The sequence below is a fragment of the Bradyrhizobium sp. CSA112 genome, from assembly GCF_029051645.1.
GTDB lineage: Bacteria > Pseudomonadota > Alphaproteobacteria > Rhizobiales > Xanthobacteraceae > Bradyrhizobium.
Window position 1 is genome coordinate 1 of the sequence record NZ_JAACFS010000070.1, and the last position, 14,814, is coordinate 14,814.

A 14,814-nucleotide genomic window follows, 5' to 3' on the forward strand; every position below is an offset into this window, starting at 1 on the left:
CAGGTCAGGCCGACATCCGGGTTGTCGACATATCGAGCGATATGATCACGCTTTCCGTAGATTGGCCGACCTATCCTCTTACGAACCCCATCAGGCGACGGCCTTGCGCCGATCCCGTACAGAAGCAGGTTTCCGGCGAGCGGATGACGCAAAAGGGATTGACTAATCGAGGCCCGTTACAGAAGCCCGGATGAGCGAAGCGAAATCCGGGGCGGTGTTAGAGTGGTCCCGGATGTCGCCGCGCTCATCCGGGCTACTTGCTGCCTCGTGCGGCCCACGATCCTACGCCCTAGCTTCATATCTATTCCTTGGGAAGTGACATTAGATACCGCGCAAAACTCTTCATTGCATCCTTATCGGCAATGACTCGCGCAATATGTGTTCGGATTGCTTTGTCGCGATTTGGGTTATTGGCTGGTGAGGAATTTGGAATGACTAGCATTCCGAAAGGAACCAGCTGCCTCGAGCGAAGATCAGGCGCCCGTCGAAATCGTACTGGTCGCCCCTTATGAACATATGATCCGTCATCGTACTCTGTTCGGTTGAAGATCCTCCCTTCGTAGATGGCATACTCCTGATATTCGCCTAGCTTATAATTTTCCTCGCCTCGTATCTGACGAGGCTCGAAAGCCGCTCCCTCAAGATAAACATATGTTTGCCAATAAACGTCGCCCCCAATTGCGGCCAAGAAAGTCGGACGAATCTCCATCTCGTTCACAAGGACAACATCTCGTTTATAGCGATGGTACCTTGTGATGTGCATATTGCCGACGCCGCAATTCCAATAAAACGGAATCCTATAGTGGTCTTGGAACGGTGAAGCAGCCGAGAGCGGCCATCGCAACAACACATCCAAACGCGGTATGATGTTTGATGGTCCCTGCAGAGTTGATAACCATCTGGCCCCAGGAAATGCGTCGGCAAATCTGTGAGCGAACGCAACTCTATCATTCTCGAAACTTGCAAAATGAGCCTGGTCAATAGCTCGTGTGGATCGCAAGACTTCATAGTCGTTCGGGCCAATAAATTGCCAATAGCGATAAGTTCGTGTCGTCCAATATCGAAAGCGTTTCCGAACGCGGGTTAAAAATTTGCGGAGGCTGAGAGTTAGCCAAACAAAGGCTGCCTTCAGAAACGGCGCTTTGGCGGCGAACCAACTCGCTATCAAGAGCACGCCGACGATGGCAGCAATTCGAAATGGCCAACGGAAAGCTTGAAGAAATCCGGGAGTAACGTCGAGAATCCAAGACGCCCATTTGTCAGGACCGAATCCTATTGCAACGCAAATGGAAACCGCCAACACGGCAAGTATCTTTCCGATAAAGCTGCCGGCGATTGCAAGGTAAAAGCGTTTCATCCACGTATCTCGAACAACTGAATTTCATCAGAATAGGTGGGCAGCAGTACAAACACAAAGGACGGCCTTTCGACCGCCCCTCAGTTATGGATGCCCGGGTCAAGCCGGGGCATGACGGTCGGCGCAAGTTCACGAACACCCCGTCGTGCTGCCACACGTATCGCACTTCATGCACGTGCCATTCCGCACCAGCGTGAAGTTGCCGCACTCCGAGCACATCTCGCCTTCGTAGCCTTTTGCCTTGGCTTCCGCGCGGCGTTCGGCCTTGCTCGGGGCGACCGCCACTGCGGCGCTGCCGGCCTTGCTCCACTGCACGGCTCCCAGCTTTTCTGTCGGCGACAGATCGTGCTGGGATTCTTGCCTTAAGGCCACCGCGCCTTCATGGGCGTCGGAGGCGCGGGCGCTGGGGCCGTGTCCGCCGATCGCGGTGACGTTATGGGAGCCGCGGGCATCCGCATCGACACCGCGCATCACGACCAGATTATCCGTGCGCGAGCGGGTCAGGCCCTTGGACAGATATTTTGTGGCCTGCTGGCTGCCGTCGGACGGGTCCTTGCCTTCCTCGACGCCCTTGCCGAGCGCGTCGAAATTCGACTCGGTCGGATCGACATGGGCGAGATCGAAGCGCGACATGTAGCTGACCGCGAGTTCGCGGAACACATAGTCGAGGATCGAGGTCGCGTACTTGATGCTGTCGTTGCCCTGCACGGGGCCCGCCGGCTCGAAGCGGGTGAAGGTGAAGGCGTCGACATATTCCTCCAGCGGCACGCCGTATTGCAGGCCGAGCGAGACGGCGATGGCGAAGTTGTTGATGAAGGAGCGAAGGGCCGCGCCTTCCTTGTGCATGTCGATGAAGATCTCGCCGAGACGGCCGTCGTCATACTCGCCGGTGCGCAAGTAGACCTTGTGACCGCCGACCACCGCCTTCTGGGTATAGCCCTTGCGGCGATCCGGCATCTTCTCGCGCTCGCGCATCACGACGATGCGCTCGACCAGTTTTTCGACGATCTTTTCCGAGACCTGGGCGGCACGCGCCGCCATCGGCTTCTCGTAGAGCGCCTCGATCGCATCTTCCTCGTCGTCATCGTCGGCGATGAGCTGCGAGTTGAGGGGCTGGCTCAGCTTCGAGCCGTCGCGGTAGAGCGCGTTGGCCTTCAGCGCGAGCTTCCAGGACAGCAGATACGCCGCCTTGCAATCCTCGACGGTGGCGTCGTTCGGCATGTTGATGGTCTTCGAGATCGCGCCCGAGATGAACGGCTGCGAGGCCGCCATCATGCGGATGTGGCTCTCGACCGACAGATAGCGCTTGCCGATCTTGCCGCAGGGGTTGGCGCAGTCGAACACCGCATAATGTTCTGCCTTGAGGTGGGGAGCTCCCTCGACCGTCATCGCGCCGCAGATGTGCACGTTGGCGGCCTCGATCTCGCGCTTGGTGAAGCCGAGGGCGGCGAGCAGGTCGAAGCCGGGGGCTGCGATTGCTTCCGGCGCGAGGTTGAGCGTCTCGCGCAAAAAGTCTTCGCCAAAGGTCCACTTGTTGAAGGCGAACTTGATGTCGAACGCGGTCGGCAGTGCCTTCTCCACCTTGGCCAGCGCTTCGTCGGTGAAGCCTTTTGCCTTCAGCGTGGTGGCGTTGATGCCGGGGGCGTTGGAGAGCGAGCCGTGGCCGACGGCGTAGGCCTCAATTTCAGCTATATCCGCTTCGCTGTAGCCGAGCGTCCGCAGCGCCACCGGCACCGCCTGGTTGATGATCTTCCAGTAGCCACCGCCGGCGAGCTTCTTGAACTTCACCAGCGCGAAATCAGGCTCGATGCCGGTGGTGTCGCAATCCATCACCAGGCCGATGGTGCCGGTCGGCGCCACCACGGTTACTTGCGCGTTGCGGTAGCCGTTGAGCTCGCCGAGTTCGAGCGCCTTGTCCCAGGCCGCCTTGGCGTGCGCGATGACATCGGCCTGCGGGCAGGAGGCGTGATCGAGCGGCACGGGATTGACCGCCAGCGCCTCATAGCCGCGGCTCTCGCCATGCGCCGCGCGGCGATGGTTGCGGATCACGCGCAGCATGTGCTGGGCGTTCTTCTTGTAGCCGGGGAAGGGGCCAAGCTCCTTCGCCATTTCCGCCGAGGTGGCGTAGGCCACGCCGGTCATGACGGCGGTCAGCGCGCCGCACAGCGAACGGCCTTCCTTGCTGTCATAGGGCAGGCCCATGGTCATCAGGAGGCCGCCGATGTTGGCAAAGCCGAGGCCCAGCGTGCGGAACTCGTAGGACAGTTCGGCAATCGCCTTCGAGGGGAACTGCGCCATCATGACGGAGATTTCGAGCACGATGGTCCAGAGCCGGCAGAGATGCTCATAGGATTCGACGTCGAACCGCTTAGTGGTGGTCGAATAGAACGTTAGCAAATTGGCCGACGCCAGGTTACAGGCGGTGTCGTCCAGGAACATGTATTCCGAGCACGGATTCGACGCGCGGATCTCGCCGGACGCCTTGCAGGTGTGCCAGTCGTTCATCGTCGTGTTGAAGTGCAGGCCGGGATCGGCCGAGGCCCAGGCGGCGTGGCCGATCTTCTCCCAGAGCTCGCGGGCCTTGAGAGTCTTGGTGATCTTCTTGTTGGTGCGGCCGATCAGATTCCAGTCGCCGTCGGTTTCGACAGCGCGGAGGAAGTCGTCCTTCAGCGAGACCGAGTTGTTGGAGTTCTGGCCTGATACCGTGAGATAGGCCTCCGAATCCCAGTCGGTGTCGTAGATCGGGAAGTCGATGTCCTTGTAGCCCTGCTTGGCGAACTGGATCACCCGCTTGATGTAGTTGTCGGGCACCAGCGCGCGGCGAGCCAGCTTGATCTCGCGGCGAAGGGCCGGGTTCTTTTCGGGATCGAAGCAGTCATCGCCCGAGCCTTCGCAGTTCACGCAGGCCTTCAGCACGGCTTTGAGGTGCTTCTGGTTGATCTTGGAGCCGGTGACCAGCGCCGCGACCTTCTGCTCCTCCTTCACCTTCCAGTCGATATAGGTCTCGATATCGGGGTGATCGACGTCGACCACGACCATCTTGGCCGCGCGGCGCGTGGTGCCGCCGCTCTTGATCGCGCCCGCTGCGCGGTCGCCGATCTTGAGGAAGCTCATCAGGCCGCTGGAGCGGCCGCCGCCGGACAGGCGCTCGCCTTCGCCGCGCAGGCGCGAGAAGTTGGAGCCGGTGCCGGAGCCGTATTTGAACAGGCGCGCCTCACGCACCCAGAGGTCCATGATGCCGCCCTCGTTGACGAGGTCGTCCTCGATGCCCTGGATGAAGCAGGCGTGCGGCTGCGGGTGTTCGTAGGCCGACTTGGATTTTGTGAGTTTGCCGGTCTTCCAGTCGACATAATAGTGGCCCTGGCCGGGGCCATCGACGCCGTAGGCCCAGTGCAAGCCGGTGTTGAACCACTGCGGGGAGTTCGGCGCGACCATCTGTTTCGCCAGCATGTAGCGCAGTTCGTCGAAGAAGGCCTGCGCGTCCTCTTCGGTGGAGAAGTAGCCGCCCTTCCAGCCCCAATAGGTCCAGCAGCCGGCCAGCCGATCGAACACCTGCTTGGCGCTGAGCTCGCTGACGTAACGCTCGGATTCGGGGAGGAGGGCGAGCGCCTCGGTGTCGGGCACGGAGCGCCACAGCCAGGACGGCACGGTCTCTTCCTCGACCTTCTTCAGGCGCGCGGCGACGCCGGCTTTGCGGAAATACTTCTGGGCCAGCACGTCGGAGGCGACCTGCGACCAGAACTGGGGCACTTCGACATTTTCGAGCCGGAACACGATCGAACCGTCGGGGTTGCGGATCTCCGATGTCGTCAGCCTGAAATCAATCCCTGCGTAGGGTGACTGGCCGGAAGTGGTGTTGCGTCGCTCGATTCGCATTTGTCGTGCCCCGTGTTCTTTGCCCGGTCCGCTTTTTCGCGGTTGCCGGATGTTTTCAGTGAGCGAACCTCGGGCTACCCAAGGTTGAAGACAACCTTGGGCCTGAGATCCGCAAGCTCTACCGGTGGACCCGGCCCTGTTTCTGTCTTCGCCACCCCAAGGGCTCGTCCCGCCTTTTCGGCGAGGCCAGCCCCTTCCAACTCAACGCCGCAACTCGTCGCCTGAGCCGTTCGGCTCGTTCTTTCGGTGCGCCGATCGCCCCCGTATCAAGGCAGACAAGCCCTCGATCCGTGCCTCGACCGGCTGACGGAGTGCTCGTTCTGGTACCCGTTTGGGAGCGTCCGGCGGGACCCAAAACTTAACTCGCGCCGTCCAGCAATAAGGCTAGGCCAAACCCGTCGCGCCCGTCAAGGACTAGTACGAGTTCCTGAATCAAATACTAAATATGGTGGAAAGTGAGGGATAACAGGGGGGCATGCCGCCCCTGGAACACCGCCAAGTATCAGTGAGTCCTCAGGGATTCCCAAGGGAAAAAATTTGTTACCGCGTGTGGAAATCGGCTTCGCCCCGCTGTTCACAGGGCAAGTATTTATTCGCCGTCCGGGATTGCACTTGCGGAGACTCACGTAGGCCTACGGAAGGCGCTTGCGTATGGCTACGGGAGGGGAGGTCTGGCATGTCCGCGCATCCGTGGTCGGAAGGCCGGATACGCGCCATGGTGGCCGCTGATTCCATCCCTTGCCGGGCTCCATGACAGAATCAAAACCGCCCAGCGCGGGTGCGCGGATCGCGCCCGCAGGCCTGATGTTCCTCGCCATCACCTCGGTGGGCTGGGGCTTCAACTGGCCCGTCACAAAGTATCTCCTGAGCGAGCTGCCGCCGCTGACCTTGCGCGGCTCGACCGGCGTGATCGGCGCTGCGCTCTTGGCTCTGCTGGCGCTGGCGCGCTCGCAGAGCCTGAAGGTCGAACGGCATCTGTGGCCGCGGCTGATGCTGGCGGCGCTGCTCAACGTCACGGGGTGGATGGTGCTGATGGGGCTGGCGCTGCTCTGGCTACCGGCCAGCGAGGCGGCGCTGATCGCCTACACCATGCCGGTATGGGCCTCGCTGCTGGCCTGGCCGGTGCTCGGCGAGCGGCCGACGATTTTGCGCACGATCGCGCTGGTGATGGCGTTCGCAGGCCTTGCCGCGATCATGAGCGGCAACGGCATATCAGCCACGACAGACAAACTGCCGGGCATGGTGATGGCGCTCGGCGGCGCGTTCGGCTTTGCGCTCGGCACGGTGCTGGCGAAGAAGCTGCCGGTACCGCTGCCGCCGATCCCGGCCGCGGCGTGGCAGATCGGGCTGGGATGTTTTCCGATCGTCATCATCGGTCTCGCCTTCGAGACCACGCATATCGAGAAGGTGACGCAGCTCGGCTGGTGGCTCCTGATCTATTCGACAGTGATCCAGTTCTGCATCGCCTATGTGAGCTGGTTCGCCGCGCTCGCCCGCCTGCCGGCCTCGGTCGCGGCGATCGGCACCATGGCGGTGCCGGTCATCGGCGTCGTGGCGTCCGCCGTCGCGCTCGGCGAGCCGCTCGGGCTGATCCAGATTGCGGCGCTGGTGTTTACGCTGGCCGGCGTGGTGCTGGCGACGCGGTCGTAAGCCCCAACAAAAGCAGGTCTCTCGGCACCGTAACAAAAGCAGGTCTCTAGGCACCGTCATGCCCGGGCTTGTCCCGGGCATCCACGTCTTTGTTCGCCGCGGGGAAGAGAAGACGTGGATGGCCGGGACGAGCCCGGCCATGACGGAGCAAAAACCTCCTATCCGATTGTAATGGCTGCCGGATTGCAGTAGGCATCTGGGCGAACAATTCTGGTATAATGGGTGCCAGGCCTCAAGAGGGCCCGGCATCACCTGTGAAAGAGAGAGTATGGCGCGCAACATTCTGATCCTTGGAGCCTCGTACGGCTCATTGCTGGCGACAAAGCTTTTGATGGTGGGGCATAACGTGACCCTTGTTTGCCGGAAGAAGACGGCAGAGCTCATCAATCGCGACGGCACCGAAGTTCGCATCAAGCTGCGTGACGAGGCGGTGCACCGCGCGATCTTCTCGCGCGATCTGCCCGGCAAGCTGGACGCGGCGACGCCCGCGGATGTCGACCTTTCCCGTTACGACCTGGTCGGTCTTGCGATGCAGGAGCCGCAATACACCAACCACACGATCCGGGTTCTGATGATCAAGATCGCCGCGGCGAAGCTGCCTTGTCTGTCGATCATGAACATGCCGCCGCTGCCCTATCTCAAGCGGATCCCGGCGCTGGCGGACATGGATCTGGAGGAGGCCTACACCAACGCGCAGGTATGGGAGCGGTTCGAGCCGGGTCTGGTGTCGCTGTGCTCGCCGGATCCGCAAGCCTTCCGCCCGCCGGAAGAGGCGGCGAATGTGCTTCATGTCGGCCTCCCGACCAACTTCAAGGCCGCGGCATTTGCCGATGCGAAACACAACAAGCTGCTGCGCGAATTGGAAGCTGATATCGACGCGGTGAAGCTGGACGGCCATGACGTTCCGGTGAAGCTCAAGGTGTTCGACTCGCTGTTCGTCCCGCTGGCGAAATGGTCGATGCTGTTGACCGGCAATTACCGCTGCATCACGCTGCACGAGCCGCAGTCGATCCGCGACGCCGTGCATGGTGACCTGAAACTCTCGCAGGCGATCTATGACCATGTCGACGGCATCGCCCGGCGTCTGGGCGCGGAGGCACAGGATCAGGTGCCTTTCGCAAAATATGCCAAGGCGGCAGAAAGCCTTCTCAAGCCGTCATCGGCAGCCCGCGCGGTGGCCAGTGGCGCGCCCTTCATCGAGCGGGTCGACCTCCTGGTGAAACTGATCTCGCATCAGCTCGGCGCGCCGAGCGCCGAGATCGACCGCACGGTCGAGATCGTCGATCAGAAACTGAACGAGAAGATCGTGGCGGGCGGATCGGGCGCGGTGTAAGGGGCGCCTGGGACGGACAGTCCGAGAACGGCGCGCCACCGGCCGATGAAGAGGACAACGGCATCCTCTGGGCTTGAGGTAGCGGGGTATGATGGCATATGATGCCATCATCGCCGGAACTCGAACAAGCTGAGAGGGATGCCAGTGCCAACCAGAAATGTTGTGCTGACGGAGCGCCAGGCAGACCTCATTGAGACCCTCGTCGAATCCGGCCGCTACCAAAACGCCAGCGAAGTGCTGCGTGACGGATTGCGGCTGGTGGAGCAACGCGAGGCGGAGGACGCGAGCAAGCTGAAGGCCCTGCGATCAGCGGCTCGGGTCGGCGTTGGTGCGCTGGATCGAGGTGAATTCAAAGAATTCGGAGATATCGAAGAGTTGCGAGCCTATTTGAATGATCTCTCGGAGAAGGTCATTTCCAAGGCCGCCGAATAGATCCGCCAATGGCCGATCGGAAATGGCGAGTCCGCTTCGGCGCTGCTGCAGAACTCGACTTTGCAAATATCGTCAAATGGACCACCGAGAATTTTGGCGCGCGGCAATCGCGTATCTATCGGAACACGCTCGTTCAGGCGATTGGCGAACTTTCCGACGGTCCCGATGTTGCGGGCTCCAAAGCTCGAGGTGAGATCGCGTCAGGTCTTCGCACGCTCCACATTGCGCGGCACGGTCGGCGTGGAAGTCATTTCGTGATGTACCGAGCGACCCCGGGAATGACGATCGAAATCGTACGAATCCTGCACGAGAGAATGGACCTTCAGCGTCATCTTCCACCTGTCCCCGACGAGAAGGCCGAATAGAGCGCTGTGCTCGTTGCTGCGCTCATGCCTACACGTAAACTTGCTTCACCAATTCGGGCAGGAGCCGTTTGAGCTGCCCGTGACTGAGGGGCCGCGAAGCGGCGATCTCGGCAAGCCGCTGTTGGACGTGCGGCCATTGGTTCGTCTCGCGCGGGTCGGTATCGCCCTTGGCGAGATTGCAGGGGTAGCAGGACAGCACGCGGTTGCTCCTGCTGTTCGGACCTCCCTTTGAGAGCGGGATGAAATGGTCAATGCCGGCCTTGACCCTGCCATCCCACTTTATTCTGGGCAGTCCAATATCGCAGTAGGCGCATCGTCCGCCCCAGTCGAAATAGCAGCGCTTGTAGGTCACGTCGGCCATCAGCCTTATGCCCTTCCCCAGAATCCCTTCATCGAACGTCTCACTCCTCCATACATCAAGTCGGCAGGGATTTGCGATACGGGTCGAGGCGGCCCTGATGCACGATCGCATTGTCGGTATAGCCTGATGTGTAAGTACCTTGATGCCGGCCGAGCTTCAACACCTTGTCCGCCAGGCCCATCGCCGGGATAGAGGCTGAGCACGCATTGGCCGACGAGGCGGTAGTGACCTCGATCATCGCGTCTCCGATGCGTCTTCCGCTTTGGATTGCCGTCGACCCGACTTGTCTGGTGGCGGCCGATTGCGCAACCCAATCATGTCAGGATATTAAACGACGCGAACGATTTGGCGAAGGACCTTGGGCGCTTCGTCAATGCGCGCGCTCGCGTGGACGGCGCGAGATCGTTTGGGTTCCGGGTTGCCGAGTCGACGGCGCTTCCAGACCGCCCAGGCAAGGGGAAGAAACCCGCGTCGCTTGATCTGTCTGATACATCAACGAAGGAGGATCCCGTCATGTCGATGTCGAACGCATCAATTCCGGTATTCGAGATTGGCCTCAACGCACTCTCGGCGATTCTCGACAAGGCTGAGACATATGCTGCGGCAAGGTCGATCGATCCCGCGACGCTGCTCAGCGCGCGTCTCTTCCCCGATATGTTCGCACTCACGCAGCAGGTGCAGAGCGCCTGCGACCAGGCCAAGAACGGCGGCGCACGGCTCGCCGGCATCGACCCGCCCAGGTATGAGCATAACGAGGAGACAATCGCCGAGCTCAAGGCGCGTATCGCCAAGACGGTCAGCTTTGTGAAGACGCTCGATGCCAAGAAGATCGACGAGTCGGCCGACCGCGAGATCGCTTTTCCGCTCGGCCCGAATATGGGTCACATGAGAGGTGCGGACTATCTCAACCACTTTGCGGTGCCAAATTTCTACTTTCACGTCACCACTGCCTACGACATCCTCCGTCACTGCGGTGTCGAAATCGGCAAGCGCGATTTCCTCGGTACCATTCCGATGAGAGTGACGTGAGAATGCGATAGCCTTGCCATGCCGACCGCGCTGTCCTGATTATGCTCTGCGAGCGCCGGGCGCTCGGTGGGAAATCCGACGCGCGGCCAATTGGGTGAAACGCAACAATATGACCCGCGAAAAATTCAACGCATTCTGCCGGACACTTCCTGCTACCACGCATGTGATCCAGTGGGGCGGGTCGCATGTCTGGAAGGTCGGTGGCAAAGTCTTTGCGATTGCCAGCGGGAAGCATAACGCGCCGAGCGTCACCTTCAAAGTGAGCGACATTGCTTATGAGATGCTCAAGGATCAGCCGGGCCTGCGTCCTGCGCCGTACCTCGCATCGCGCGGTATGAAATGGATCCAGCACTTCGCAAAACCCGGGCTGCCCGATGCTGCGCTGGGCGACTACATCCGGCAGTCTCACTCTATCGTCTCGCAAGGCTTGTCAAAGAAGAGGCGGCTTGAGCTAGGGCTTGCAACGCCGTAATCCGCGGGATGGCGGGCTTGCTCTGGGTGGATAATGACGGCGAACCGACGGGTGAGCACGATGCTGCGGGCGGAAATGGTGACAAAAGGCGGGCCCTCCGCCGCCAATGAAGATGTACGCCTGCGCCGCAAGCGGGGAGAGGCAACACGACCTTCCGCCGCTTCACCCCGTCAGCGCGCGGCGAATCATGTTGGCCAGTTGGGACTTTCGGTAGGGCTTGGTCAGCAGCAGCACGCCGGGATCGAGGCGGCCCTGGTGCACGATCGCATTGTCGGTATAGCCGGAGGTGTAAAGCACCTTGACGCCGGGGCGGCGCTTGGTCACTTCGTCGGCCAACTGCCGTCCGGTCATGCCGCCGGGCATGATGACGTCGGTGAACAGCAGCTCGAATGGCTGGCCGTTTTCGACGATCGTCATCGCCGCTGGACCGTTGGCGGCGGCGATCGTCCGGTAGCCGAGGCTCTGCAGTTGCGTGGTGACAAAATTGCGCACCAGCGCGTCGTCTTCCACCACCATGACAGTCTCGTTGCCATGTGGCAGCGGCGGCGCCGCGCTAGGGGCTGCCTCGACCTGGCCGCGGGCAGGCGGCAGATAGAGCTTGATCGTGGTGCCGTGGCCGACCTCACTGTAAATCCGGACGTGGCCGCCCGATTGCTTGACGAAGCCGTAGACCATGCTGAGGCCGAGGCCTGAGCCCTTGCCGACCTCCTTGGTGGTGAAGAACGGCTCGAACACCTTGTCCAGCACCTCCTGCGACATGCCGGCGCCGTTGTCGCTGACCGCGAGCATCACATAGGGGCCGGGCTTCGCGTCCGGGTTGGCCTGCGCATAGGCTTCGTCGAGCACGACGTTGCGCGTCTCCAGCAGCAGCTTGCCGCCGTTCGGCATCGCGTCGCGGGCGTTGATCGCCATGTTGAGCAGGGAGTTGGCGAGCTGCGACGGGTCGATATGGGCCGTCGCCACTTCCTGCTCGAGGATCGAGTTGACCTCGATCTGCTCGCCGAGCGTCGGGCGAAGCAGCTTGGCGATATCGAGCACGGTGGCGTTGACGTCGACATTGCGCGGTTGCAGCGGCTGGCGGCGGGCGAAGGCAAGCAGATGCTGGATCAGCTCGCTGCAGCGTTCCGCCGCCTGATCGATCAATTCGGCCGTCTTCTGCAGTGCCGGCTCATGTGAAAGGCCGGCGACCAGCGTTTCGGTGGTGCCGGTGATCACCGTCAGCATGTTGTTGAAGTCGTGCGCGACGCCGCCGGTGAGCTTGCCGATGGCGTCTAGCTTTTGCGATTGCAGGAGCTTGTGCTCGGTTTCACGCGAGGCGGTGGCGTCGTGATAGACCAGCGCCGCGCCGCTGATGGCCCCTGAGGTATCGCGCAGTGGCCGGCCGCTGATCACGAGATGAATGGGCGAACTGCCGCTGACCGGGCGCACCACGATTTCCGTGGCGTCGAACGCTTCGCCGCGCAGCGCACGCGCGGCAGGCATGTCGTTGACAGGCAGCGGCGTGACGCCGTCGGCCTGAAAAACGGTGCTGAGCGAGCTCAGCAGTTCGACCGTCATGCCCGGCCGGTAGCGCAGCATCTTCTCTGCCGCGGGGTTAGAGAGCAAAATCTCTCCTTTGGTGTCGATGACGAGCACCGCCTCCGCCATGCTGTGAAAGGTGCTGCGCAGGACTGCGGCCGAAAGCCTGAGTTCCTCATGCGCTGCGACCAGATGCTCGGTGCGTTCGGCGACCGCTGCTTCCAACGCCTCGTTGTTGGCCTGCGTGGCGCTCAGCGAATCCTGCAGTGCCCGGCGCGAGCGGCGGGTCGATAGCGTCAGCACGGTGGCGAGGATCAGGATCAGCGCGACGCCGGCGAGATCGATCGCCAGCAGGAAGCTGCCGTTGGTTTCGGACTCGGCGCGCCTTGCGAATAGCTGCCTGCGCTCTTCGGCTACCGCCTTTTCGAGGTTTCCGGCAATCGCGGCCGCCGCGGCGCGGTCCTCCTGGCCGACGAGCGCCGCGACGGCGGCGCCATCTCCCGCGGTCCGGAGCCTGATCAACTCGCCATTGACTGCAATCTGACGCTCCACCAGCGCCTTGGTCTCTTCGATCAGTTGCCTTTCGGTGGGATTGGCCTTGACCGCCTCGATCAGTGCCGCGAGCGCCGGCAGGATCGCGTCGCTGGCCTCGCGGTATTCCCTGGCGAATTCCTGATCGCCAGTGAGTGCGAACGCCCGCGCTGCGCTTTCCGCCCGGCGCAACAGCGGGCGCATATCGGAGAGTTTCCCGAGTATCCCGAGCGCACGGTCGACGGAAGCGTTATCGGACCGCGACTTGAGGTCCAAACTGATCGAGGCAGCGCCGATAATGAGGAGGATAGCGAGGCCAATTCCGAGAATGATACGCTGCGAGGGCATTTTGCCAGTTGTTATTTCGAGTGACGCGCGGAAGCTTTTGGCTTGGTGATGCATTGATTGACCGAGGTCAACAGCGCGTCCGGCGTGAAGGGCTTGCGCAGGCAGCATGCCGCGCCGAGCTCGATGGTCATCCGCAGGAAATCCGGCGCGCGTTCGGTGTTGGCGAAGGCGTAGCCCGACATCGCGATGATCGGTGTGTCAGGCCTGCGCTCGTGAAATATCCGGATCGATTCGAAGCCACGCATATACGGCATGAACACGTCGACCAGCATGACGTCGAAATCGGAGGATTCGAGTGCACGCATTCCCGCTTCACCACCGTCGGCGACGGTGACCTCGAAACCCTTGCGCGTGAGACAAACCTTGATGGCAACGCACACCATCGGGTCGTCATCGACCACGAGAACGCGCGGCACGATGATTCCTTCTTCCTCGGGCGGCGGCCAGGTGACCAGCACATCCCATGTGACGATTAAGTCGAAACGTCGACAAGTCGTCTGTATGATAGAGTGCACACAAAAGTTGCTGAGCGCAATTCCGTTTCGCTGTGTCAGAACGAGAACACATGCACTGATCGGCGGCAACGGCATCGAGGCTAGCATCGAGAAGTTGCCGGGCATCGCGTGCGCGCTGGCTGGCGCGGCGCGCGTCGGCCTCGGCACCATACTGACCAAGGCTTTGCGATCGAGCAGCCGCAACTGGCTGCGCTGTCAGCCGTCGGGTGGGCGTCGCTGCACTATATGACGCTGATCCAGTTCTGCCTACGTGTGCTGGTTTGCCGCATTGGAACGGCTCCTGGCAGCGACGGCCTCGATCGGAACTTTGCTGGTCCCCGTCATCGTCATCGGGGTGCTTGCGGCGGCGGCGATGCTGCATGAGCCGCTCGGTCTGCGCGAGATCGCGGCGCTGGTGTTCACGCTGGGTGGCGTTGCAGTAGCGCTGCGTTCGTAATTCTTGGAACGAAAGGGGCGGCGCAGGGGAATGCGCCGCCCTTCGAACTCATGCGATCGTGCTATTGCGCCGGGCAGGGGTGCCGCTGCCCGTCATAGCCGAGATAGGTTCCTGACGCCGGATCGTAGGATTTGTACCTGCGCATGCAGTAGGCCACGGCATCATCGCCTGCCGGGGGCGCTGCCGCGACTACGGTGTCATCGTAATATCCATAGTAGTCATCGTAGTAGTAGGGATCGCTGTAAGCATAGGCCGACCCGATGCCGGCGCCGATCGCGAAGCCTGGCCAGAAGCCGCCGTGACGATGGCGGTGAAAATGACGGCCGCCGTGCCAGCCGCCACCCGCAACGGTACCTCCACCGACGCCGGGCGCAGGCCGGACAAAGCCGCGTCCGCCTTCCGTGCTGGCAACGGCGCCACCCCTGAAGCCGCCGGGACTGCCGGGTGCAACGGCCGCGCCGCCACCCCTGAAGCCGCCACCGCTGGGTGCAACGGCCGTGCCACCAACGCTGGGTGCAGCGGCCACGCCGCCACCTCTAAAGCCGCCACCGCCGGGTGCGACGGCGCCGCCACCGCCACCGCCTCTAAAGC

At 61.8% G+C, this 14,814-nt stretch carries 14 protein-coding genes and 1 pseudogene; 8 read left to right on the forward strand and 7 right to left on the reverse strand.

Features of this window, described 5'->3' with window-relative positions; translation table 11 throughout:
* A partial coding sequence (locus tag GWE18_RS41090) for a hypothetical protein (RefSeq protein WP_275191197.1) occupies positions 1–194 on the forward strand: 194 nt, incomplete at its 5' end.
* Positions 195–301: 107 nt separating this feature from the next.
* Here GWE18_RS41090 and GWE18_RS41095 read toward each other — a convergent pair.
* Positions 302–1,357, reverse strand: a complete 1,056-nt coding sequence (locus GWE18_RS41095; protein WP_275191198.1) for a hypothetical protein — start codon at positions 1,355–1,357, stop codon at positions 302–304.
* A 129-nt stretch (positions 1,358–1,486) separates the two neighbouring features.
* Positions 1,487–5,233, reverse strand: coding sequence for a vitamin B12-dependent ribonucleotide reductase (locus GWE18_RS41100; protein ID WP_275191199.1), 3,747 nt, complete (start codon positions 5,231–5,233; stop codon positions 1,487–1,489).
* 750 nt (positions 5,234–5,983) lie between these two features.
* On the opposite strand from GWE18_RS41100, the gene GWE18_RS41105 reads away from it, so the two are divergent.
* The 4 genes from GWE18_RS41105 to GWE18_RS41120 all read left to right on the forward strand — a co-directional run bounded on the left by GWE18_RS41105 (position 5,984) and on the right by GWE18_RS41120 (position 9,013).
* The gene (locus GWE18_RS41105; protein ID WP_275191200.1) at positions 5,984–6,883 is read left to right on the forward strand and encodes a DMT family transporter; all 900 of its coding nucleotides are present in this window, start codon (positions 5,984–5,986) and stop codon (positions 6,881–6,883) included.
* Positions 6,884–7,151: 268 nt separating this feature from the next.
* The gene (locus GWE18_RS41110) at positions 7,152–8,216 is read left to right on the forward strand and encodes a hypothetical protein (protein ID WP_275191201.1); all 1,065 of its coding nucleotides are present in this window, start codon (positions 7,152–7,154) and stop codon (positions 8,214–8,216) included.
* A gap of 144 nt (positions 8,217–8,360) precedes the next feature.
* Positions 8,361–8,648, forward strand: a complete 288-nt coding sequence (locus GWE18_RS41115; protein WP_275191202.1) for a type II toxin-antitoxin system ParD family antitoxin — start codon at positions 8,361–8,363, stop codon at positions 8,646–8,648.
* A gap of 8 nt (positions 8,649–8,656) precedes the next feature.
* Entirely contained in the window at positions 8,657–9,013 is a 357-nt protein-coding gene (locus GWE18_RS41120; RefSeq protein ID WP_275191203.1) for a type II toxin-antitoxin system RelE/ParE family toxin, read from the forward strand.
* A gap of 28 nt (positions 9,014–9,041) precedes the next feature.
* Here GWE18_RS41120 and GWE18_RS41125 read toward each other — a convergent pair whose 3' ends face one another.
* Both GWE18_RS41125 and GWE18_RS41130 read right to left on the reverse strand, forming a co-directional pair.
* A complete protein-coding gene (locus GWE18_RS41125) occupies positions 9,042–9,374 on the reverse strand; it encodes an HNH endonuclease signature motif containing protein (protein ID WP_275191204.1) in 333 nt (110 codons plus the stop codon).
* A gap of 55 nt (positions 9,375–9,429) precedes the next feature.
* Complete coding sequence (locus GWE18_RS41130; protein WP_275191205.1) at positions 9,430–9,612, reverse strand: hypothetical protein; 183 nt, start codon at positions 9,610–9,612, stop codon at positions 9,430–9,432.
* Positions 9,613–9,887: 275 nt separating this feature from the next.
* Between GWE18_RS41130 and GWE18_RS41135 the strand changes: the two genes are divergently transcribed.
* Both GWE18_RS41135 and GWE18_RS41140 read left to right on the forward strand, forming a co-directional pair.
* Entirely contained in the window at positions 9,888–10,403 is a 516-nt protein-coding gene (locus tag GWE18_RS41135; protein ID WP_275191206.1) for a DUF1993 domain-containing protein, read from the forward strand.
* A gap of 109 nt (positions 10,404–10,512) precedes the next feature.
* Entirely contained in the window at positions 10,513–10,875 is a 363-nt protein-coding gene (locus tag GWE18_RS41140) for an MmcQ/YjbR family DNA-binding protein (protein WP_275191210.1), read from the forward strand.
* Between the two features lie 162 nt (positions 10,876–11,037).
* On the opposite strand, the gene GWE18_RS41145 is transcribed toward GWE18_RS41140, so the two are convergent.
* Both GWE18_RS41145 and GWE18_RS41150 read right to left on the reverse strand, forming a co-directional pair.
* Positions 11,038–13,272: a CHASE3 domain-containing protein gene (locus GWE18_RS41145; RefSeq protein ID WP_275191207.1), complete on the reverse strand. Its 2,235-nt coding sequence runs from the start codon at positions 13,270–13,272 to the stop codon at positions 11,038–11,040.
* Positions 13,273–13,283: 11 nt separating this feature from the next.
* Positions 13,284–13,688 (reverse strand): response regulator, encoded by a 405-nt coding sequence (locus GWE18_RS41150; protein WP_275191208.1) that lies wholly within the window; start codon positions 13,686–13,688, stop codon positions 13,284–13,286.
* Between the two features lie 151 nt (positions 13,689–13,839).
* Between GWE18_RS41150 and GWE18_RS41155 the strand changes: the two are divergent.
* A pseudogene (locus GWE18_RS41155) lies at positions 13,840–14,223 on the forward strand (EamA family transporter); the annotation flags it as partial.
* 61 nt (positions 14,224–14,284) lie between these two features.
* Here the strand turns inward: GWE18_RS41155 and GWE18_RS41160 are convergent.
* Positions 14,285–14,814 (reverse strand): BA14K family protein (locus GWE18_RS41160; RefSeq protein ID WP_275191209.1); only part of this gene is annotated, 530 nt, incomplete at its 5' end.